Below are 21,274 nucleotides of genomic sequence, written 5' to 3'. Positions count from 1 at the left end.
TTCACTTTTAAATTGAAAAACAATAATATATTGCACTAGTTTCACGTTTAAGGTATTGATACGTGAAATTAACGTTGGATGACCAATGGTGCATGTCGCCGTACTCCTAAGTGAAGCGAAAGCGGCCTATCACCGTCTAATGATCGGTGAGGCGGCCGTCGAGGTTCGCGACAGCGACGGTCAAACGATTCGCTACACCAGCGCCAACGCCTCCCGCCTCAAAGCCTACATCGCCGAACTCGAACAGCAACTGGCCGGGACGACGGCTTGTGCCCGTCGCCCGTTGAGGCCGGTGTGGGGATGAGCAACCTCGATCTTTCCGACCTGCTTGGGTCACATGCCGTCGTCTCCCCGGCGACCCATGCGGTGCCGCCCGTTGCCTCGGCGGTGGCAGCGGGCGGCGTTGCCTATGATGGCGCGGACAAGATGGACCGTCTCGCGATGTGGCAGCCGGCGCTTCGTTCCGCCGACGCCGATCTGCTCCCGCTGAAGGACGGTCTAGACGCCCGTGGCTACGACACGGTGCGCAACGACGCCTACATCGCAGGCGGCTCAGCCATCCGCAAGGACTCCATCGTCGGCACGCGCTTTCTGCTTAACGCCAAGCCGGAGACCAAGATTCTTTTCGGCAAAGAAGACGAAAAGTGGGAATCCGAAGCCCAGGAAGAAATCGAAACCAAGTTCACGCTGTGGGCCGAAAGTGACCAGTGCTGGCCGGATGCCGCCAGGCGCAAGACGCTGACGGACATCGTTCGGCTGGGCATCGGCGTTCACCTGGCCGGTGGCGAAGCCTTGCTGTCAGCCGAATGGTTCGACGACGGCCGCCCGTACGCATCTGCCGTGCAGATGATTGACACGGCGCGTCTATCCGATCCGCGCGACAGACTGATCGGCTCGCCGAATCGAGTGCGCAAGGGCGTTGAAATCGACGCGTACGACGCGCCAGTCGCCTACTACATCCGCAACGCGCACCCGAGCGACTATCGCTCTAGTACCGCAGCGCTCCCCGCTTCAATGGTCTGGAAGCGCATCCCGGCTCGGAAGCCGTGGGGGCGAATGATGATCAACCACATCTACGAGCAGATGCGGCCGAATCAGAGTCGCGGCGTGTCAGAGATGGTCGCGGCGCTCTCGGAAATGCGCATGACGAAGCATTTCCGTCAAACGCTCCTTCAACAGGCGGTGGTCGCCGCGACTTACGCAGCGTCGATCGAGTCCGAGATTCCCAACGACGTGGCTGCAGCGCTCGGCAGCGCGGCCGGTGACGGCAACGCTACGACGACATGGATGAGCGCGTATCTCGGTGCCATCAACGAGTATTCCAGCGGGGCCAAGAACCTGCACATGGATGGCGCGAAGATTCCGATCTTTGCCCCTGGAACCAAACTGAGGCTCCAAAACCCAGGTACGCAGGGACCGGCATCCGACAAGTATGAGCAGAGTCTGCTGCGTTACATCGCGGCGGCCCTCGGCGTCTCTTATGAGCAGTTGTCGCGCGATTACACGCAGACGAACTATTCAAGCGCGCGTGCATCGTCAGGTGAAACCTTCAAGACCATGATGTCCTTGAAGCGCACCGTCGCCGACAAAATCGCCAACTTCATCTATCGGCTGTGGCTCGAAGAAGCCATCAACTACAAGGACTTGGAGTGCTTCAAGCGTCGCGGGCTGCCACGTTTCTACGATGGCATGAACGCGGAAGCATTCAGCGCGTGCGACTGGATCGGCGCCGGTCAGGGTCAAATTGATCCGCTCAAGGAGACACAGGCTTCGGTGTTGAAGGTCAAGAATGGCCTGTCCACCAAGGAAATTGAAATCGCGAAAAGCTCGGGCGGCGACTGGCGCAAGATCGCGCGTCAGGTCAAGCGCGAACGCGATCTCGACGAGAGTTACGGCAATCCGTCGATCTACGACACCGACACCAAGGACATGGAAAATTCGCTGACGGCCTCGCCGCGCGATGGAGGTAAAGAATGAACCCCATCCTCGCACGTTTTCAGGACCAGCCGGCGCTCATCGACGAAGGGCACAGTGCCTGGCTCGAAGGCTGCTTGTCGGCCGTGGCCGAACGCCTCGGTGAGATCGAGAAGGCCGGTAGCGACTCGGACGGCTTCTGGTTTTCCGATGACGACTATCGTTCGCGCTATCGTCCGTATGTCGTGAAGAACGGCATCCTGCATGTTCCGGTCAAGGGCGTGCTGCTGAACGACTTCCCCTATGCCCTCGGCGGCTACGCCACAGGCTACGAATACATCTGGCAGGCGATCAAGCGCGGCGTCGATGACTCCACGGTCAAGGGTATCGCTCTGATCGTGAATTCGGGCGGCGGCATGGTGGCCGGCAACTTCGACCTGGTGGACCGCATGTTCTCGGTTCGAGGCATCAAGCCGATCCGTGCGTTCGCCGCCGAGCACGCGTACTCGGCGGCCTACAACATCTTTGCGGCAACCGATCACGGCACCGTGGCTCGCACTGGCGGCGTCGGCTCGATCGGCGTGGTTGTCACCCATTTCGAATATTCGAAGATGTTCGATGAGGCGGGCATCGCAATCAATATCATCCGCTCCAAGCCCGGCAAGATGGAGGGCAACCCCTACGAGAAACTGTCCGAGGGGGCACGCGAGCGGATTCAAGAGCGCGTGGATGAGTTCCACAAGCAGTTCGTCGCAATGGTGGCGAGAAACCGGTCAATGGACGTGAAGGCGGTCGATGCGACTGGTGCCCACACGTTCATGGCTCAACAGGCGATCGAAAATGGGTTGGCCGACGAGGTTGGCGCCCTGGACGACGCGATAACGGCCTTTGAGGCCACATTCTCAGAAGGAGATGAACAGATGGCCGAAATTTCTCAGGCCGATTTCGATACTGCCGTGGCCGCCGCTTTGGTTGCCGGCAAGGAGCAGGGCAAAGCCGAAGGCGTCAAGGAAGGCGCCTCGGGCGAGCGTGCCCGCGTCGTCGCCATCCTAGGCCACGATAACGCCAAGGACCGCCCGAAGGCGGCTCTTGCGGCTGCCCTCGAAACCGATTTGTCAGCGGAACAGGCCGGCAAGTTCCTCGGCAATCTCAATGCCGAAGTTGCTCCGGTCGCTGACGTTGGCGCTCCCGAAGGGATGCTCAAGGCCGCCATGCAGAACGGCGGCGCGGGAATCAGCGGCGGCGCCGACGCCGATGCCAGTGGCAACGGGTCCGAAATGAGCCGCGCCGAAAAGGCGCTTCTGATGACCAAAGGCCCGGCCCACTAAAAAGCCCCGCGTCTAAACCTCAAACCCAGAAGGAGCCATCAACGTGGCTATTGTTACCCCAAACCTCGCTCACACTGCCGGTGTTCCGTCGCAGTGGAACGACACCATCGACGCGGCGCTCGAAGGGCTCATCGTCGGCGAATCCCCGCTGGTCGTGACCGTGGACATGATCGCGCTTAACGGCGCGGCCCTGGCCGCATACTCCCCGGTCATGCTCGACGGTGCCGGCAAGCTCGTCGTGGCTGCTCCGGGCACTCCCGCTATCGGCATCACCCTGTATCCGATCGACGGCTTGACCGCCAACATCGGCATCCCGGTGCTGCGCGCGGGTTGCCTCGCCAAGCACCGGATCACCTGGCCGGCCGCCTACAACACGGATGCGCTGAAGCTCAACGCGTTCAACGGCGCAGCCACCCCCACCAACATTGTCGTTCGCGAAGTCTACTTCGGCGCGACCGTGGCAACCCCGTAACCCCGACAACACGTTCGCATCCGACCGCGACATCAACAAGGATAGACTGCCATGGCCATCGAACTCTGGACTCCGAAAGACCTTTTCGCTCTGCGCGAAGACACGCGTATGGCGGCGATCCCGTCATACTTCCTCGACACGTACTTCACACTGTCGCACTACTCCGAAGACGGCGAAATCCGCTTCGGCGACTTGCCCGAAGCGGATCGCTTCCTCGCGCCGTTTGTGCTGCCTTATGAGCAGGGCAAGCCGACGCAGGGCACCAGGGGCGAGAAGATCAACGCCATCACCGTTCCTTACATCAAGCTCAAGGACGCGGTGCGTCCGACCGATGTGAAGAACATCCGTCCGTCCGAGGTTTTCCGCAACGCCGGCCGCAAGCCAACCATCGCGGAACGCTTCGACATGCGCACGACCGAGATCACCCAGCGGCACCTGCGCATGATCGACACCCGCGAAGCCTGGATGGCCGCTCGCGCGCTCATCGACGGCAAAGTGCAGATCAACTACGACCGCGATCAGGGCACCGACCATCCATCCGTCCTGCTCGATTTCGGCCGTGACGCGGGTCACACCGTCGTCAAGTCGGCGAACTTCTGGGACGATCCGGCAACCGACATTCTCGGCGATGTCGAAGGCTGGATGAGCACCATGTATCTCGCCAACGGTGGCGGCTCTGCGGCGCAGCTTATCGTGGGCGCGAAGGTCGCCCCGGTCTTCCGGAAGAACACCGGCATCAAGGCCGCGTTGGACACGAACTACCGTGGCAACACTTCGGTGCAGATGGACCTTGGCATCATGCGCACCGAGCGTCCGCTGACCCGCATCGGTCAATTGACGAACGGCCTGGAAGTCCTGACCTACAAGGACACGGTGGACATCCCGAACGGTTCGGGCGGCAAGACCAAGATCGACCTGTTCAACGAGAAGGACGTGCTGCTCGTTGCTCCGGGCGCCAACGGCGTTCGTTGTTACGGCGCGATCTACGACGTGGAAGCGATCAAGAACGGTCTCGAAAACGAGCGCGTGTTCGCCAAGATGTTCACGACCCAGGACCCCGGCGAACAGTTCCTGATGCACCAGTCCTCGCCGCTTCCGGTTCCGCTCTACCCGAACCGGACGTTCAAGGCCCGCGTCCTGGCCTAGGCCACGACCCTGAAATAAGGCCCACGGCCCGGCAAATCACTGCCGGGCCGATTTCTCAAAACACGATGGAGACATAGATGTTCATCAAGGCAATTCACACGATCATGCGCGCCAACGACGCGAAGCCGCCTGTTGTCTATCCGAACGGCATCGCCGAACTGGAAGGCGAGGAATTGGAATCCATGCTCGCGCTCCGCGCGGTGGTCGAGGCCACCGACGACGAAATCACACTCGCCGGCTTCAAGAAGGAAGCCGCTCCGATTGTCCAGGGCAAACCCGAAAAGACCAAGGCCGAGGCGAAAGCCGCTGCGAAGGCCGAGGCGGAAGCCGCCAAGCTCGCCCAGGCGGAAGCCGCCAAGCTCGCCAAGCTCGCCGAGGCGGAAGCTGCGAAACTGGCCGAGGCGGAAGCTGCGAAACTGGCCGCCGAGGAAGCTGCGAAGGCGGACGCACTCGTCTAATGGCCGGTTGGCGCGATCAGAAGCGGAAGGCTTTCGGTGCCATTCACCGGACCTTCGAGATTCCGGCAGTGTATCTCACACACACTGCCGGAACTCCCATGCGCGTCGATGTGCGCCTGCATGGCCGCCCGATCGTTTCCGACGTTCAAGGTGCTGATTGGTCAGCGTCGCAGATCGACACTGCCACTCGAATCGTTTTCCAGATTACAGATGAACTGAGCGAAGTTCTGGCCAACGCCTACGTCATTTTTGGCAACTCCGAAGCATACATCACCGGCCCGAGCATAGAGCGTGAGGGTTACTTGTCGGTGGAAGTCTCCAAGGTTCCCAAAGCTGATCTTGTTGCGCTGCTCGCCCAAAGCGACACTGCCTCTGCCGCCTTCGAAGGCATCTTGCTGTGAGCGCGGCGCTGATCGTGGTCGAGTTCGACCAGTTCTCTTTCATCCCTGAAATGAGCAACACGGTTGAAATGGCGCTGACACGCGCGCTCAACCGCGCCGCAGACCGTGGCCGCACACGCGCCGCCCGCGCTGCCCGCGAGCAGATCGCTTTCCCTGCCTCCTACGTCTCCCCATCGAGCAAGCGCCTGTGGGTGAAGACCCGCGCTCGCAAGGGCGCGTTCACAACGATCATCGAAGGGCGTGGATCACCGACGTCGCTCGCGCGGTTCAGCCGGCAGACGGTGCTTCAAGGTGGCGCGCGTCACACGGGCGGCAAGGTCAATGTGATGGTGAAGCCCGGCCAGCGCAAATCGATCAGCCGCGCCTTCTTGCTGCGCCTTCGAAACAACAACATCGGCCTAGCCGTTCGCACCAACGGCGCGGCGCCGGCCGGCGCCTATAAACCGAAGTCGATCGGCAAGAACCTATGGCTGCTCTACGGCCCGTCCGTTGACCAGGCGCTGAGCGCGGCATCAGTGGACGGCGGCATTTTCGAAGATATGACCCCCGAAATGCTGGACTTTCTCGAAGACGAATTCAACCGCCAACTGGAGTTGCTGGACAATGGCTGACCCTTTCCGCCTGCGCGTCATGAAGGCGGTTTGCACTCGCCTCAAGTCGATCACACCGGCAGCCGGCTACATCGGCGATCTGTCCGACTACACGGACAGCGCGGGCCGCGTTGCCGAGCGGGTATTCCGAGGCCGCACGATCTACGGCGACAACGACCCGCTCCCAATGCTGGCAGTGTTGGAAGACCCTCGGCCAGCCGACGCGCTGAATGGCACCAGCAATTCGGTCGCGGCCGTCAATCAGTTTCGCATCCTGATTCAGGGCTTCGTGAAGGATGACAAAACTCATCCGCTGGACCCTGCCTACAATCTTTCCGCCGAGGTCATCAAGGCCCTGGTGGACGGAAAAAAGGAGCGCTTCAACCTGCTTGGCCTCGGTGGCACTGGCCCCTGCGTTATGGGGCTCTCGATCGGGCAACCAGTGCATCGTCCGCCTGACGACGATGTTTCCGCCGTCGCGTATTTTCTGGTGCCCGTGACGCTCACGCTCGCAGAAAATTTGGAGACACCTTTCGCTTAACACAAAATCACGTTATACGTGATAATCACCAAAGAAGGAGCTTCAGCATGGACTTCAATTCCAACAACCTCTTGGTCCCGCGCGGAAAGATTTTTTTCGCGAAGTACCTGGCCGGCACGCAGACGCCCGGCCCTTTCCGTGAGTTCGGCAACTGCCCGGAATTCACGCTGACGCGCGAATCCGAGACCTTGCAACACTATTGCTCACAGCAGGGCCTCAAGGTGCTGGACAAGCAGCTTGTCATTTCCTCGACCATGAACGGTTCGGTGCTCACCGACGACATCAAGACAGAGAACCTGGCGTACTGGTACCTGGGCAATACGACGACCCTCTCGACGACCATTCAGACGGGTCTCATCGAGACGTTCCTCCTGGTCAAGGCCGGCGACACCTTCCAACTCGGCCGCAGCGACACCAATCCGTCCGGTTATCGCAAGGTGACGACGACCGCCGTGACCGATGGTGCAGGCACGCCTGTTCCTCGCGTGCTCGGCACCGACTACCTGATCGACACCGATCTCGGGATCGTCGAGATTCCGGTGGGCAGCGCTGCGATCGGTGGCACCCTCAAGGTCACATACAACGTCGCGGCATCGTCGCGCGAGCAGGTGGTTGCTGGCGAACAGCAGATCGAAGGTGAGTTGAAGTTTATCTCCTTCAATCCGATCGGCGCCCAGGCTGACATCACCATCCCGCGCGCGATCCTTGCGCCGAACGGTGACATGTCGATGTTGAACGACCCCGAGTCGACGGCTTTCCAGACACTGCCGCTGTCGATCACCGTCCTCAAGAAAGGTATCCTGGCGCTCGCCTATCGCGACGGCCGGGTGCTGGCGTAAGGCACGAACATGAATCAGTTGGAGACGCTGATTTTCCCGACAGAGACCGTGGACTTCAATGGGCAATCCATTGCGGTTCGCGGCCTCTGCCTCCCCGACATTGCCCTCATCGTCCGTGGGCATCAGCAAGTGCTGGCCGAACTCTACAGTCAGGCCATTGCTGGGACGCTCCAAGGCAGCGTCGAAGACATCGCCATCAGGATGGTCGGTGATTTTGTGCCGCTGGCTTCGCTGGTCATCGCCTGCGGAATGGACGCACCGCAAAGCGCGGCGACGGCCGCGAAGCTTCCGCTGCGTGTTCAGGCCGAAGCACTCGAAAAAATCTTCAAGCTCACGCTTGTGGGTGAGGGTGGGCTGGAAAAACTGATGGAGATCGTCGCCGGGGCAATGCAGGGGGCGGTAAGCCTGACATTCCCGAAAACCTGAGTCTCTGGATAGAGGGTGTCCGCCGCCAAGTGAGCCTATTGCTCGATCACGGACACCCTACCGCACTCACCTATCCAGTGTGGATGGTTTTTGCAGAAGCGAGCTACGTGGTCAGACGCATCAACGCTCAAATGGCCTCGGAAATCTCGCTCTTGCAGATGGCGCTCTCCAGCATCCCGAACATGAGCGTGAAGCCTGCCGCTACCAAGAAAGCCGCCAAGGAACTGACCAAGCACCTGAAGGGCATGATTGATGGCACGTGAAAGAGTCGTAGAATTCGCCGTCAAGGCGCGCGACGAATATTCCAAAGTCCTGAAGAACCTTGAGCAGCAGCAGACCAGACTGTCCGCCGCTGCCAAGGCTTCGGGTCGCCGGGCGGTCCTCGGCGTGGCAGAAGGCGAACTCAACGCCGCAGTTGCCAATTACAAGCGACTGACCTCCGAAGTCGAACGCTACCGCGCCGTCCAGGCCAATGCATCCAAGGCCGGCTCGCTGAGCGCGGCCGAGATGCGCGAGCTTGGCGAGACCATCAAGCTTGTCCGCGACCGCTCGCGCGAGGCGGCTGCCGCCATTCAGACGAAGCGCGCAGCGCTCGGCCAGATCAACAGTGCGGCAACAACCGGCTATGCCGCGTTCGATCGTCTCGCCACCGCCATGCAGCGAGAGGCAGGTGCTGCGGACGCCGCTAAGACCGCACTGGTTGCGAGTGCTGCTGCCGAGGAACGAGCTGCTGCGGTCGCCGCACGGAAGGTGGAAATACAGCAGCGACTCAACACCGTTGTCCAGTCTGGCTTCGCCCACTGGTCACGCTATGTCGATGCCATAAACAGGGTTCGGGCTGCCGACGAAAAAGCAGCGGCAGTCGCTGCGCTGAAGGCGCAGATTCAGGAGCGGCTGAATAATCCGACGCAATCGGGTTTCGCAGCGTTCATCCGAAACGCAGAAGCGGCAGACAGGGAAGCCGTGGCGGTTGCGGACGCTGCAACACAGTTGAACAAGTTGACGGCAGCCTCGAAAACGGCGGCCACCGCGCAGGGCGCGCTCAAGGCCAAGACTGACGCGGCAACTGAATCGCTCACCCGCCAACGCGGCAGAGGCGGTGCCAAGGGCGGTGCCAAGGGCGGTGCCAAGGGCGATGCGCAAGACGTTGAAGTCTTCGGCCTCAAGCCGTGGCAGTTGACCAACCTCGGCTACCAGGTCAACGACGTTGTGTCCGGTCTCGCCATGGGCCAGGCGCCGTTGCAGATTCTCGCCCAGCAGGCGGGACAGTTCGCGCAAATCTGGCCGGGCGTCATGGTGGCGCTCGCCCGTTCGATCCCTATCCTAACCGGCGTGACCGCTGTGCTGTCGCCGTTCATCGCCGCTGCGATGCGGATGCACGCGTTGTCCGAGTCGATCCAGATTTTCTCAAGGGAACTCGCGCTCTCGGCGGACGGCAGCCGTTACAGCGCCGAGGAACTGGCGAACGCGACTCAGAGGATGGGTGAATTCGGCATTGCGACCGATGCTGCCCGAACCATCATCAAGCAGTTTGTCAAAGACGGCATTTCGCAGAAGGATTTCGAGCCTCTTGCTAAGCTGGCGAAGCAACTGGATGACGTAACCGGCGAGGGCGTTGGTGAGGCCGGCAAACGCCTCTCCACCGCATTCTCTGGCACGGTCGAGGATGTCAGGGACCTCGACAAGGAACTCAACTTCCTCACCGCATCGCAGCTTGAAACGATCCGGGCCATGGAAAAGGCCGGCGACACCACGGGTGCGATGAGCTTCGCGCAGGCAGCACTGGCTGGCAAGCTGGCCGCATCTGCCGGGGAAGCGTCCGAATGGACTCAGGCGACCGATGCGATGGCCGAAGCCTGGGATAATCTCGTCACCGCGATCGAGCGTTCCGGCGTCCTTGGCTTCGCGGCACGGCAACTGAAACTGTTTGCCCAAGACGTGAAGGCCGTGGCGGATGTCGCCAACAATGTCGCCAATGCGGTGGGTGGTACGCCCGACCTAGAGGCTGCACGCGCAAAGCTCGTCGAGATCAACGCGACGCTTGCCGAGCAAAAAGCACTCCTGGAGGAGGGTCATACCGTCTACGCCGATATCGGCGCATTGGAAGCGCAGCGCGCCGCGCTCGCGGAGATCGTCGATGCGCGCCGCGCCGAGCTTGAGGCCATCAAGGATGGCAGCCTTGCGCAGCAAGAAGCAGGCGCGCTCACCGAGGCCGACAAGAAGGCTCGCCTGGACATACAGGAAGTCATCGACAAGCAGGGTGAATCGCTTCTGCTCGAAACCAAGCAGGCCGAGCTTACGAATCGCGAGCGTTACATCGAAGCCGAATTGCTGAAGGCGAAGAATGCCGCGCTCGAAAAGGCCAAGGCGCTCAACCAGGACGTACTCGATCTCACGGCCGAGCAGACGAAGCAAATCCGCAATCAGGCGGGGATGGCATTTGACGCAACCCACGTCAACTATGAGGCACAATACACCGCGCAACGCGGGACGCCGCAGGGCGCGCAGATGGCTGCGCTGGTGGCCGCCGTTTCGGCGCTCGCCGAGAAGATGCAACTCAGCGCCAAAGACCTGCTGACCGCGATTTCCTTCGAGACAAAAGGCACGTTCAACCCCGCTATCATGGGTGGCGCGGGCGGCAAATACGCTGGGCTTATCCAGATGAGTCCCGAGAATCAGGCGAGGTATGGTGTCAACCAGAATTCGTCAATCGAGGCTCAGGTCGAAGCCGCTGGCAAGTATCTCAGTGATGCCGGTGTCAAAGCCGGCGACAGCTTGTTGCAGATTTACGCAGCGATCAACGCCGGCAGCGCATCCAAGATCAATGCTTCGGATGAAAGGAACGGTGGCACGCCGGGCACTGTGCTCGATAAAGTCAGCGAGCAGATGGATGCCCACAAGGCGAAAGCCGAGGGTGTCCTTGCCGCCTATGCAGGTATCGCTGAACAGGCCAAGAAGACGCAGGAATACGAGAGGGATTTCAACGCTCGTGCCGAAGCTGCCGCAGCGGAACTGGATTTCAAGACGAAGGAAAATCGGGAAGCGTTCATTGCGAAGGCTCTCACCGACGAAGAAGTCCGCGCCAAAAAGGCCGGTGTCGAACTTACGCAGCAGCAGATCAACCTGGTAAAGCAACAGGCCGCCGCGCAGTTCGATCTTCAACATGCGAACGATGCGGTGAATCGCCTGGTCGCGCAGCGCACAGCGCTGTTCGAAAGCTTGCAGATTGCGCAAACGGCCGGTGATCAAGGCAAGGTGCAGGACGTTATCGGCCAGATCGGCAGCGTCGAAGAAAAGCTGAAAGAAGCCATTCCGCTCGCCATTGCCTTTTGGCAGGCGATCGGCGGCAGCGGTGCCGAGCAGGAAATCGCAAAGCTACGGGCTATCAACGACGGCATCGGCCAGATGCTGCAGAAGCTCGATAAGCAGTTTCTGCCGCAGGCGCAACAGATCAACGAGGAACTGGCGGACATCGGCGCCAATGCATTCGGCGCGTTCGCGCAGGCGATTGCCGATGGCGAGAACGCAGTACAGGCATTCTTCAATGCGCTCCTTCAGGGGATAGCGGAATTCCTGATCGAGATCGGCAAGGCGATCATCAAGCAGGCGCTGTTCAATGCCATCTCAGGCGCTGGCGGCAGCGGCGGGATTGGCGGCTTCATTACTTCGTTGTTCCACGGGGGCGGTGTCGTCGGCAGTTCGTCAGGCTCGGGCAGCAAGGCCGTCAATCCGATGATCTTTGCTGGCGCCCAACGCTTCCACGGTGGTGGCATCGCCGGCCTCGGGCCAAACGAGGTTCCGATTATCGCTCTCAAGGATGAAGAAGTGATCACGAGGGACGATCCGCGCCACGTCAGCAATGGAGGCGCTGTTGCTGGTGGCGGCGGCAGAGGCCAAGGACAAGGGCAGGCTGTGAACCTGAAAAACATCAACCTCTTCGATCCTGCCGACTTGCTCGAACACGCTCTTTCGAACGTGGCCGGTGAACGCATCTTCCTGAATTTCCTCACCAGGAATTCGCGGAAAGTGGCGGCCGCGATCAACAACACTTAGCGCTTGCAAAAATCACGCTAGAGGGTATTTTCACGCATATACGTGAAAGACACGCATGGCCGTATTTCTTCCCATCGTCCCCAACTGGCAGAACGGTGTGCGGGACACCTACGAGTTCAAGACCGACGTTTTCACGACCCGCGATGGCAGTGAACAACGTCGGTCTTTGCGCGTGCAGCCTCGCCGCTCGATCGAAGCCGCAGTGCTGCTCGATGGTGACCGGCTTCGGGGCTTCTCCGACGCGCTTCACCTGGCAAGAGACGGCAAAGTTGAGATCAGTGACTTCTCGGCTGACAGCGCGATCCTGATAGAAACGGTCGCAAACGGCGGGACAGTTCTGACCGTGGATCGCGTTCCTGCCTGGCTTACGGGCAGCATGACTTGCGCCCTTCTGTCTGGCCGACAGGCTCGCAAGATCATCGTTGATTTCGTCTCCGGCAACCAGGTTGTCTTGACCACTGGTGTCGTCGGCTCTGTCGGCCATGGCGCGCAACTTCTGCCGCTGCTGCCGGCGTCGCTTGGCAAGAGCACCACGCTATCGATCTATACTACGCTCGCTGCCACGTCGGCTCTCAAGCTCGATGTCGAGCCCGGCACAGTCGTCCGCACACCGGACCCGCTGCCGATCGACGACGGTCCTAATGCCGAGACCACGCAGTTTTTCGGCCCTGCCGCGATCTTCTATGGCCGCTACGTGCTTCTGCGGAAACCGAACTATCTGCAGCAGCCGCAAATGGTCTTCAACCTCGCCTTCGAGACCGTCGACTACGGCCGTGGCGTCACGAAGACCTTCACCCCGGTTCCGGCAATCTCGCGGACGCTGACGGCCAATTACCTGGCAGTCTCCCATGCAGACGCCATGGCTATGCTCGATGTCTTTATGCGCGCCAAAGGCCGGGCCGGCGAAATCTTCGTCTCGACTTGGGGCAAAGACTTCCCGCCAGTGGAAATCGTGACCGGCCACAACATCAGGGTCACCGGGACAGAGTTCTTCGACGCCTACGGTGCGGACAACGCTCACCGATCCCTGTTGATCCGAACCAAGAGCGGCGACCTGATCCCTCACGAAATTACCGGCATGACCACCGACAGCGGTGACACGCTGATCGCCACCACCGACCTGATCGGCACCACCGCAGATCAGATTGCGTCGATCTCGTGGATGTTCGTGGCGCGCTTCGCGCAGGACGCGTTCACCATTCAGTGGATCAGCAACGGCGTGGCCAACATTTCGCTGTCCTTTGTCACGCTGGCCAACCTCGCCTCCGAGGATAGTTTCGGCAACAACTGGATTCTTGCAACCGGCCAGTGGCGCGACAACGGCCAGTGGCAAGACGGTTCGGTTTGGCAGGATTGAGATGCCGGTCGTAATCAACCCCATCGAGAACGGCGAATCTGGTCTCAGCATCAGGGAGAAGTTGAACCTGCTGATCGCAGGCGCCGCCACTGGTGCCCTCGGATCGGTTACGCCAGAGGATATCGCCGCGCTGATCGATACCACGCCACCGGCCGTTCCTGAAGGTCTGACGCTCACGTCCGAGATCGTCGATGGCGTTACAATCCTGACGATCGCCTGGGATTTCAACAGCGAAGGTGACTTCCTTTATTACGATTTCCAAGTCAAAGAGGGTGACGGCAGTTGGATCGGACTTCAGACGTCCGCCGAAATCTACACGATGGCGGCCAAGCCAAACGTCGCGTATAGCGCGTGGCTCCGAGCCGTCGATAAATCGGGCAATCCGTCCTTGTACTGCGCTCCGGTGACGCACACCACGGCGGCCGATGACATTCCGCCTGCCATGCCGATCGGCATCCAGATCAACGCCGGCCTCGAATCGATCTGGATCACCTGGATTGCCAATACGGAAAGCGACCTGGCGCGCTACGAGCTTTACGAGAGCGCCAGCAATGCCACGCCACTCGAAAGCGCCACGCCTTCGCACACGACGCTGGCGAACAATTTCGTTCGGGCCGGATTGGACATGGGAACAGCGCTGAAGTTTTGGGTTCGCGCCGTCGACACGTCGGGGAACGTTTCGCCGTGGTCAACGGTCGCCAACGCCACGACCGGAGAACTGCGCGGTGAAATCAAGGTTGCGCTCATCGGAGTGACGTTCGCGCCAGGGCAGGACACCGGCAACCGCCTGGAATGGACCGCTGGCAACATCAGTTTCGGTCTGTCGGGTGACGAGCCGACAATCCAGGCGCTGCCGAGCGGACAAGTGGATTGGATCAGCGGTACGGTCTACGTCTGCTATGTGCCGGGCGCCACCGAAATCACCACGACGACCTCGCTCACCCAACTCTACGCCGACGACTCCGTCATTCTCGCCATCTACCGAGGCGGGACAGATTTGCAGCTTGTCCTCGGCAAGGCGTTCACGGACGGCGGCCTCATCCTGGCGCAGACGATCGGCGCAAACCAGTTGGTCGCGGATGATGCTGTCATCACCGGTTCTGCGCAGATCGCCAACGCGGTCATTGAAGACGCTCACATCACAGACCTCGACGCGGCCAAGCTGATCGCTGGGACCACGATGACCGGGGAGATACTGGTCAATGGCGCATACAGGATCGACAACCCGGCAGCCGGCGTGAACCTCGGTTCGACGAAAATTCTGCCTGGTAGCATCTCGATCTCAACGGGCGTCGATCTGTCGAACTGGATTGCCGGTGGCGGCACATACATTGACGGCGCTATGCTGTCCGTGGGCAGTGTGACGGCCGAGAAGGCGGTCTTCGGCCAGCGCGGACTCACCATCGAAGGCTTGGAATTCGAGTCGAACAAGCCGGCCACCAACCGCGTCGCGTGGTCCGCAGGCACGATCAAGTACATCGGCGACGATGGCAATATCGCTACGTTCAACATCGCCTCGGGCTCATCGGCAATTTGGACCACCGGCACCCTGTACGTCTATTACGTCAAGGGCGGCACGATACTCGCCGCGACGACGACAGTGGCCACCGCGTTCCAGGCCGATCGTGTTGTGCTGGCCACCTACAAGGGCGGCCTGGACCTCGTGACAGACTATGGTCGCACGATCATCGACGGCTCGCACATCAAAACTGGCTCGGTCGATACCGCTCAGATGAAGGCGAATTCGATCACGACCCTTCTGCTCGCGGCTGGCGCTGTCACTGCGGATAGATTGGATGTCACTGCTCTGTCGGCGATCTCCGCTGATCTCGGAACTGTAACGACGGGCCTTTTGCAGAACGTTGCCGGCACAATGATCATCGACCTGGACGCCGGCTTCATCTCCATTGCGGTGCCCTGATGCCAAAACTCGGATATGGAATTCTTGCCAACGGCAACCCAGCGCTGCGCATTGCGCTGGATAATGGGACCGATTTGCGTGCCGAGCCGTCCTCCAACGTCGGCAAGTTTCAGTTCGACAGCGAGAACACGAAGCTCAGTCATATCGAATATATGATCACCGAATTGCACATAACCTACGGCGGCAGTGGCTGGAACGGCATGAGTGTTTGGTTCTTTAATCCAGGTGATTTTCACTGGACCACGCCAATCACCACAAACCCCGGTGGTGTCATGGGAAATACTTGTGGAGGCCAAATTTACAACGAGGGCGAGGTTGGTAATTGGTCTAAGCATCTATTCAAAGAATTCTGGGACTTTGGGTATATGCCGCTGGTCGAGTATAAACAACTTGAAGCAGGAACGACCGATACTTTTAAGGGACCGCTGCTTGACAAAACACTTGGTAATTATAGCGGCAAAATAGTAAGCATGAATGGCAAAATCGCCAATTGGACGGTAGGGTTTAGGAACGTAAACTGGAATGACTATCGCAGGGAATGCTACAGGATTTTCACTTCCAGTGGCAAAAGTTATGTCGAAACCGTGTGGCGTCTGCCCATACGCGACGTTCCTCTGACAGATTACTCAACGACACCTGTTTCTGGTCAGCAGGTGCTGCTTCTGAGCCCCACGACGGCCCGCCTCGCATTGCCGGGGCGCGACGTTAGTGACACGGACCCCAACCACTACATCTTCCACGAGGACAAAATCCCGGCCAAAATCATGGCGGCTGGGGACGTAAACATCGCGCTCGGCGGGACGGTGACAATCAATACGCCGCTGCCACTCAGCATCCTGACTTCCATGGATTTCCATGTCAAACGGCAAGCCGATGCTGAATTCTGGAACCCGCCTTATTTCATTGGCACGGGCGAAGACCAAGAGTTGGGGTTCACCTACAAGGTACAGGCACAGAGCATTCTGATCACAAACCTCGCGGAATCTGCGATCACAGTTCGTTATGTCATTCACGCCTCCGACGACCAGGCTCACACGACAGGCGGAAAGAAGGTGCTCCTGAAGGGCAACGATGGGGTGCAAGACTTCATCCAGATCAAGCGCCCAGGCTCGTCCGATCTCGCGCCGGGCCTGAATGACATCATCATCGACACGCGTCTGGCCTATATGCCGATCATCGCGGAAGGGTGGCTTGTTTGGCCTACTGACTTTCCGACCGTGGTCGCCAGCGGTGCACGCCATAAGGGTGAGCGAATGGCCACCGTTTCTTTTGCCAACCCCGATCCGAAATTCAAACCATACGTCAAGCAAATTGTGGTGTTCCCGGAAACCAACAGGGTCGTGTCCAATAGCGATAACGGAATGCATCAGGTCTTCGTCGACGCCGGCTCATGGACCGGCCGATGCACGGCCAGAAGCTCGTGGGCTAACCTCCATGAGACGAGCGTGGATTTCTACATGGCGGGCAGCAACCCCTACGATATGGATGGTGGCGGCACCAATCCGGTCTACCCTGATGACCCGGCACTAGGGCTGCGATATTACATCTTTGCCATCCCGAACAGTCTTTAAGGATCAATTCGACAATGACGTTCGACACCCGAGAATCCAGTCGCTACAGCGGCGCGCCAATCACCCTCTATCTTATCCGGGGTGCTGAAAACGAAACCGCTGATGTGCCGCTCGGCCCGTTCGCCTTTTGCGACGGTGAGACCGATATCGTTCGACCGATTCTCGACAGCGAAGGAAACTCGGTCGATACGACCTTTCACCCTTGGCCGATCAAAAAGAGCGACCTGTCGCATGACGGCACGCTGGACAAATCCGACCTCACGGTGTCGATGGCGCTCGGCTCGGAGATGGATACACTGTTCCTCGCCTATCCGCCGTCTCAGGTGGTCAACCTGACGATCTTCGAAGGCCATGTGGGCGATGCCGTGACCGTGGGGAATTTCCCCGCTGTCTGGCTCGGTCGCATCACCAGCGGTGCCTACAAGGACAACGAACTCGATTTGTCGTGCGTGCCGGTCTCCACGTCGATCAAGCGGCCGGGGTTGCGTCGCAATTACCAACTCGGCTGTCCGCACGCGCTCTACGACGCGACCAGTTGCGGTGCGAGCAAGGCCGCCGCAACTGTGACGCGGGAAACGGTTTCAGTCGTTCGCAACGTGATCACGATGGATGTCAGCCTCGGCGCGACCTACGCACAATACGTTGGTGGGCTGCTCGAATGGGCGAATTCCGACACGGGCCAGAAGGAACTGCGGACAATTTCGGCCGTGCATCCCGCAGGGCTGGTGATCACAGTCCGTGGCGCCGGCAGAGGGCTTGCGCCTGGCACAACCTTGTCGGTGATCCGTGGCTGCAATCGTCAGATGAGCGGCTGCAATCAGCACATCGACAGCGTGGCCGGTGGCTCAAATATCCGCAACTACGGCGGTCAACCGTTCATACCCCTGGAAAACCCGCTGTCGCAGAAAAGCCAGTTCTATTAAAATCACGTTTAACGTGACAAACACGTGATATTGTGCGATAGGTCTGCCCCATGCCGTTCTTCCTAATCCCTCTGTTGATCAACCTCATCATCGGCATTGCCTTGCAGGCACTCGGCTATCTGCTGATGCCGAAGTCCAAGAGCGAGAAGACCGATGAAGTCACCGACATGGACAGTCCGACCGCAGAAGGCGGCCGGCCCATTCCGGTGGTGTTCGGCGAGATCGAAGTGACCGGCGTCAACATCGTCTGGTTCGGCGACAAGGCAACGACGACGCGGAAGATCAAGGCGTGAACGATCCCCATCTCACCATTGCTGATATCCGCGTGCTCTACTGCGTCAAGGGCGCTAAGAAGGGTTTCGAGACCGCAGGGCTGGACTTCACCAAGTTCATCCGCGAGGGCGCCAAAGCATCGGAATTGCGCGGCTACGGGTATGACGCGGTGATCGATCGCGTGGTTGAATCCATCCGTGCCAAGGGCGCATCCGATGGGCGGTAAATCCAGCAAGGTCGAAATCCACGAATACACGATGTCCCTGCACGTGGGCATCTGCGCCGCTGGCGAAGGGCTCAGCCTGATAGCTCTAAAATACGGCGAGAAGGAATTCTGGCGCGGCGATGCGGCCGATCAGGCTGTGTTCCCCATCAACAAGCCGAGCTTGTTCGGCGGCCTCAAGAAAGAGGGCGGCGTCAAGGGTCTCGTCTGGTGGTTGCCGGGCAAGTCGGACCAGGCCATGCCCGAGACCTTGGCCACGAAACTTGGGCTGACCAGTGCAACGTGCCCTGGCTTCCGGGGGCTGACCAGCATCTTTCTGACCGGCACGAAAGCAGCATCTGAGCCGAGCAGTCCGCCGTGGTGGATACCGGGCATTATATCGAGCCTTGCCGGTAACCCTGGCAACAACAAGGGCGGCTTCTATTTAGGCGCCAACAATCCCTATCTGCGGGCATTGTCAGCGCGTGTGCGACGACCCTCCATCGGTCTGAATCCCGCCATTGCCATGCTTCGCATTCCGGATGATTCGAAGGGCAACCAGCAGTACGCCTCGAACCCCGCGCACATGATCTACGAATGCCTCACCAACACCGGTTGGGGCATGGGCGAACTGCCGAGTGCGATCGACAAGCCGACGTTCGAGGCCGCCGCGCAGACGCTCTACAACGAAGGCTTCGGCCTCAACATGATCTGGACCCGTCAAAGCGAAGTCGGCAAGTTCATCGGCGAAATTCTCACGCATATCCAAGCCGCGTTGTTCGTCAACCCTTCGACCGGCAAGCACACGCTCAAGCTTCTGCGCGGCGACTACGATGTTGAGGCGCTGCCAGTCATCGATCCGAGCAATGCGAAACTGTCGTCGTTCAAGCGCAAGGCTTGGGGTGAAATTTCCAACGAAATCGTCGTCACCTACACGAACCCCGAGACCGGCAAGGAAGCAACAGTCTCGTCGCAAGACCTCGCCGGCATCGCGGCCGAGGGTGGCGTCGTCTCGTCATCGCAAAACTACTATGGCGTGGCCTCCGAGGCATTGGCCATCAAACTAGCCGATCGCGATTTGGCCACTATGGTCAATCCCATTGCCACCTGCGAGGCAACCGTCACCCGCGCTTTTTGGGACACGGTTGCCAACGACGTGGTGAAGGTATCCTGGCCGCAGTTCAACATCGACGAGATCGTGTTTCGCGTCTCCGAGGTTAACAAGGGCGAGAACACGGTCGACCTAACCCTCTACGAGGACATATTCGGTCTCGATCACGCGAGCTACCTGGTCCCTGGCGATACCGCATGGGTCAATCCATCGCTACCACCAACGGCGGCGACCTATTACCAGTTGGGCACCGCACCAGCGTTCATGACGGCGGCAGCGCTGTCGCTCAGCGATCCGTCTGAACTGGTCTACCCGGAAGTCCTGAGCGCGGTGACCGTGGGCGCCGACAGCGATGATGATGTTGGCTACGACCTGGTGTCGAATGTGACCGACGTCAACGGCACCACGACGCGGGAATCTCTTGGAAGCGGCCCCTATCGCGGCACCTGGGCAATCCTTAGCGGCTTGATCGCTGAATCGGAAACCGTGATACCCGAACTCACCGGATTGCGCGGCCCCGAGCCGATCGCCGGCAGTTTCATCCTGATCGGCCTGGGTCCAGACGAATACACCGAGATCGCCACCGTGCAGGCGATCGACGTAGACGGATATCATCTCAACCGTGGAATGCTCGATACGATCCCGCGCAACTGGCCGGTAGGCACGCGAGCCTTCGTCATCCCGCCAGCGGTGCCTGTAGTCGACGATACGATCCGTTCCGCCTTCGAGGACACCGCCTACTGGATTCAGACCAAAACCACATCCGGGCAACTCGACCTGGAAGACACGCCGCAGGTCAATGTCTCGTTGACCGAGCGTCCCTATCTGCCGAACCGGCCTGCGAACGTCCAAGTGAACGGCGTGGGCTTCGGGATCGTCGACGCGAACGAGGCAACCGAACTGACTGTGACGTGGGCGAACCGCAACCGGGTGCTCGAGTCCACGCAGGCGATGAAGTGGAACGATTCGGGCGTTGCCGGCGAAGTGGGCCAGACCTCGAAAGTCATGGTGACCACCGAAGCCGGTGCGCCGATCGTCACTTACTCGATGCTGGCAGGATCATCCAAGGTCATTCCGCTCACGGACGTGGCAGGCATCAGGCGCGCCCGCATCTCAGTAACGGCAGAGCGGGACGGGCTTCAATCGCTTCAGGCAATGAGTCTGCTCGTCTACCTGATCACGCGCTTCTTCAGCGACGCCACGATAAACGGCGCCGGCTCGATGACCATCTCGCCCAGGAAGAAAATCCTCCGCTCGGTGTCCTTCCAGGGCGGCGGTTCACTTTCCGCGTCACGCGCGCGAGCCTTCACGTCGGGCTTCTCGGCAGGCTTCCGCTAAACCCCATCAGGATCAACGCACATGGCTGATTTCTCCGACTATCTCGAAAACAAAATCCTCGATCACGTGTTTCGGAACACTGCCTATACGCCGCCCGCGACCATCTATCTGGCGCTCTACACAGCAGCGCCCACCGACGCGGGCGGCGGCACGCAGGTCACTGGCGGCGGCTATGCACGCAAGGCGGTGACGTTCGGAGCCGCTGCCGGTGGGGCAATGGCGAATACGAACCTGATCGACTTCCTGGCGACCGGTGCGAACTTCGGCACCATCACCCATGTCGGTGTTTTCGATGCCTTGACGGCGGGCAACCTGCTCGCATGGAAGGCCATCAGTTCGATTGTCATCAACGACGGTGACACGATCAGCTTCCCGATCGGCAGCATCATCATGGGACAGGATTAAACGCT

General features: G+C 59.9%; 21 protein-coding genes. All 21 read left to right on the top strand.

What is annotated here, in order from left to right; translation table 11 throughout:
- Nucleotides 1–85 precede the first annotated feature (85 nt).
- The 21 genes from gpW to NKJ23_RS16240 all read left to right on the top strand — a co-directional run bounded on the left by gpW (nt 86) and on the right by NKJ23_RS16240 (nt 21,269).
- Nucleotides 86–304: a gpW family head-tail joining protein gene (gene gpW, locus NKJ23_RS16340; protein WP_352681097.1), complete on the top strand. Its 219-nt coding sequence runs from the start codon at nt 86–88 to the stop codon at nt 302–304.
- A complete protein-coding gene (locus NKJ23_RS16335) occupies nt 301–1,977 on the top strand; it encodes a phage portal protein (RefSeq protein ID WP_352681094.1) in 1,677 nt (558 codons plus the stop codon). The genes gpW and NKJ23_RS16335 overlap by 4 nt, the downstream gene beginning before the upstream one ends.
- Complete coding sequence (locus NKJ23_RS16330; protein WP_352681092.1) at nt 1,974–3,242, top strand: S49 family peptidase; 1,269 nt, start codon at nt 1,974–1,976, stop codon at nt 3,240–3,242. The genes NKJ23_RS16335 and NKJ23_RS16330 overlap by 4 nt, the downstream gene beginning before the upstream one ends.
- Nucleotides 3,243–3,285: 43 nt before the next feature.
- The gene (locus NKJ23_RS16325; RefSeq protein ID WP_352681090.1) at nt 3,286–3,714 is read left to right on the top strand and encodes a hypothetical protein; all 429 of its coding nucleotides are present in this window, start codon (nt 3,286–3,288) and stop codon (nt 3,712–3,714) included.
- 51 nt (nt 3,715–3,765) lie between these two features.
- Nucleotides 3,766–4,860, top strand: coding sequence for a major capsid protein (locus NKJ23_RS16320; protein WP_352681088.1), 1,095 nt, complete (start codon nt 3,766–3,768; stop codon nt 4,858–4,860).
- Between the two features lie 77 nt (nt 4,861–4,937).
- Complete coding sequence (locus NKJ23_RS16315) at nt 4,938–5,318, top strand: hypothetical protein (protein WP_352681086.1); 381 nt, start codon at nt 4,938–4,940, stop codon at nt 5,316–5,318.
- A gap of 98 nt (nt 5,319–5,416) precedes the next feature.
- Nucleotides 5,417–5,719, top strand: coding sequence for a hypothetical protein (locus NKJ23_RS16310; protein WP_352681084.1), 303 nt, complete (start codon nt 5,417–5,419; stop codon nt 5,717–5,719).
- On the top strand, nt 5,716–6,330 hold the full coding sequence (locus NKJ23_RS16305; protein ID WP_352681083.1) for a hypothetical protein: 615 nt from the start codon (nt 5,716–5,718) through the stop codon (nt 6,328–6,330). Before NKJ23_RS16310 ends, NKJ23_RS16305 begins: the two co-directional genes overlap by 4 nt.
- Nucleotides 6,323–6,850 (top strand): hypothetical protein, encoded by a 528-nt coding sequence (locus NKJ23_RS16300; protein ID WP_352681081.1) that lies wholly within the window; start codon nt 6,323–6,325, stop codon nt 6,848–6,850. The genes NKJ23_RS16305 and NKJ23_RS16300 overlap by 8 nt, the downstream gene beginning before the upstream one ends.
- Before the next feature lie 47 nt (nt 6,851–6,897).
- Complete coding sequence (locus NKJ23_RS16295; protein WP_352681079.1) at nt 6,898–7,689, top strand: phage tail tube protein; 792 nt, start codon at nt 6,898–6,900, stop codon at nt 7,687–7,689.
- A 9-nt stretch (nt 7,690–7,698) separates the two neighbouring features.
- Nucleotides 7,699–8,115 (top strand): phage pre-tape measure protein, encoded by a 417-nt coding sequence (locus tag NKJ23_RS16290; RefSeq protein ID WP_352681077.1) that lies wholly within the window; start codon nt 7,699–7,701, stop codon nt 8,113–8,115.
- A 29-nt stretch (nt 8,116–8,144) separates the two neighbouring features.
- Complete coding sequence (locus tag NKJ23_RS16285) at nt 8,145–8,378, top strand: hypothetical protein (RefSeq protein WP_352633525.1); 234 nt, start codon at nt 8,145–8,147, stop codon at nt 8,376–8,378.
- The gene (locus tag NKJ23_RS16280; protein ID WP_352681075.1) at nt 8,368–12,168 is read left to right on the top strand and encodes a phage tail length tape measure family protein; all 3,801 of its coding nucleotides are present in this window, start codon (nt 8,368–8,370) and stop codon (nt 12,166–12,168) included. The genes NKJ23_RS16285 and NKJ23_RS16280 overlap by 11 nt, the downstream gene beginning before the upstream one ends.
- 55 nt (nt 12,169–12,223) lie before the next feature.
- Nucleotides 12,224–13,525: a hypothetical protein gene (locus NKJ23_RS16275; protein WP_352681073.1), complete on the top strand. Its 1,302-nt coding sequence runs from the start codon at nt 12,224–12,226 to the stop codon at nt 13,523–13,525.
- Between the two features lies 1 nt (nt 13,526).
- The gene (locus NKJ23_RS16270) at nt 13,527–15,446 is read left to right on the top strand and encodes a phage tail protein (RefSeq protein ID WP_352681071.1); all 1,920 of its coding nucleotides are present in this window, start codon (nt 13,527–13,529) and stop codon (nt 15,444–15,446) included.
- Nucleotides 15,446–17,017 (top strand): hypothetical protein, encoded by a 1,572-nt coding sequence (locus NKJ23_RS16265; RefSeq protein WP_352681069.1) that lies wholly within the window; start codon nt 15,446–15,448, stop codon nt 17,015–17,017. The genes NKJ23_RS16270 and NKJ23_RS16265 overlap by 1 nt, the downstream gene beginning before the upstream one ends.
- Before the next feature lie 14 nt (nt 17,018–17,031).
- Nucleotides 17,032–17,940 (top strand): phage BR0599 family protein, encoded by a 909-nt coding sequence (locus tag NKJ23_RS16260; RefSeq protein WP_352681068.1) that lies wholly within the window; start codon nt 17,032–17,034, stop codon nt 17,938–17,940.
- 50 nt (nt 17,941–17,990) lie between these two features.
- A complete protein-coding gene (locus NKJ23_RS16255; RefSeq protein WP_352681066.1) occupies nt 17,991–18,233 on the top strand; it encodes a hypothetical protein in 243 nt (80 codons plus the stop codon).
- On the top strand, nt 18,230–18,439 hold the full coding sequence (locus tag NKJ23_RS16250) for a hypothetical protein (RefSeq protein WP_352681063.1): 210 nt from the start codon (nt 18,230–18,232) through the stop codon (nt 18,437–18,439). The genes NKJ23_RS16255 and NKJ23_RS16250 overlap by 4 nt, the downstream gene beginning before the upstream one ends.
- 160 nt (nt 18,440–18,599) lie before the next feature.
- The gene (locus NKJ23_RS16245) at nt 18,600–20,864 is read left to right on the top strand and encodes a phage tail protein (RefSeq protein ID WP_352681061.1); all 2,265 of its coding nucleotides are present in this window, start codon (nt 18,600–18,602) and stop codon (nt 20,862–20,864) included.
- A 21-nt stretch (nt 20,865–20,885) separates the two neighbouring features.
- Entirely contained in the window at nt 20,886–21,269 is a 384-nt protein-coding gene (locus NKJ23_RS16240; protein WP_352681058.1) for a phage tail fiber protein, read from the top strand.
- Nucleotides 21,270–21,274: the final 5 nt, after the last annotated feature.

The sequence above is a fragment of the Mesorhizobium sp. M0184 genome, assembly GCF_040322215.1.
GTDB lineage: Bacteria > Pseudomonadota > Alphaproteobacteria > Rhizobiales > Rhizobiaceae > Mesorhizobium.
Note: the sequence above shows the minus strand (reverse complement) of the source record. Positions and strands in the feature narration are given on the sequence as shown.

Excerpts from the sequence above, each read along its gene's own strand:
- NKJ23_RS16240 (WP_352681058.1), top strand. The coding sequence starts at position 20,886 with ATGGCTGATTTCTCCGACTATCTCGAAAACAAAATCCTCGATCACGTG.
- NKJ23_RS16295 (WP_352681079.1), top strand. The coding sequence starts at position 6,898 with ATGGACTTCAATTCCAACAACCTCTTGGTCCCGCGCGGAAAGATTTTT.
- NKJ23_RS16315 (WP_352681086.1), top strand. The coding sequence starts at position 4,938 with ATGTTCATCAAGGCAATTCACACGATCATGCGCGCCAACGACGCGAAG.
- NKJ23_RS16260 (WP_352681068.1), top strand. The coding sequence starts at position 17,032 with ATGACGTTCGACACCCGAGAATCCAGTCGCTACAGCGGCGCGCCAATC.
- NKJ23_RS16255 (WP_352681066.1), top strand. The coding sequence starts at position 17,991 with ATGCCGTTCTTCCTAATCCCTCTGTTGATCAACCTCATCATCGGCATT.
- NKJ23_RS16275 (WP_352681073.1), top strand. The coding sequence starts at position 12,224 with ATGGCCGTATTTCTTCCCATCGTCCCCAACTGGCAGAACGGTGTGCGG.
- NKJ23_RS16335 (WP_352681094.1), top strand. The coding sequence starts at position 301 with ATGAGCAACCTCGATCTTTCCGACCTGCTTGGGTCACATGCCGTCGTC.
- NKJ23_RS16310 (WP_352681084.1), top strand. The coding sequence starts at position 5,417 with ATGCGCGTCGATGTGCGCCTGCATGGCCGCCCGATCGTTTCCGACGTT.
- NKJ23_RS16265 (WP_352681069.1), top strand. The coding sequence starts at position 15,446 with ATGCCAAAACTCGGATATGGAATTCTTGCCAACGGCAACCCAGCGCTG.
- NKJ23_RS16270 (WP_352681071.1), top strand. The coding sequence starts at position 13,527 with ATGCCGGTCGTAATCAACCCCATCGAGAACGGCGAATCTGGTCTCAGC.
- NKJ23_RS16290 (WP_352681077.1), top strand. The coding sequence starts at position 7,699 with ATGAATCAGTTGGAGACGCTGATTTTCCCGACAGAGACCGTGGACTTC.
- gpW (WP_352681097.1), top strand. The coding sequence starts at position 86 with ATGGTGCATGTCGCCGTACTCCTAAGTGAAGCGAAAGCGGCCTATCAC.
- NKJ23_RS16300 (WP_352681081.1), top strand. The coding sequence starts at position 6,323 with ATGGCTGACCCTTTCCGCCTGCGCGTCATGAAGGCGGTTTGCACTCGC.
- NKJ23_RS16330 (WP_352681092.1), top strand. The coding sequence starts at position 1,974 with ATGAACCCCATCCTCGCACGTTTTCAGGACCAGCCGGCGCTCATCGAC.
- NKJ23_RS16320 (WP_352681088.1), top strand. The coding sequence starts at position 3,766 with ATGGCCATCGAACTCTGGACTCCGAAAGACCTTTTCGCTCTGCGCGAA.
- NKJ23_RS16280 (WP_352681075.1), top strand. The coding sequence starts at position 8,368 with ATGGCACGTGAAAGAGTCGTAGAATTCGCCGTCAAGGCGCGCGACGAA.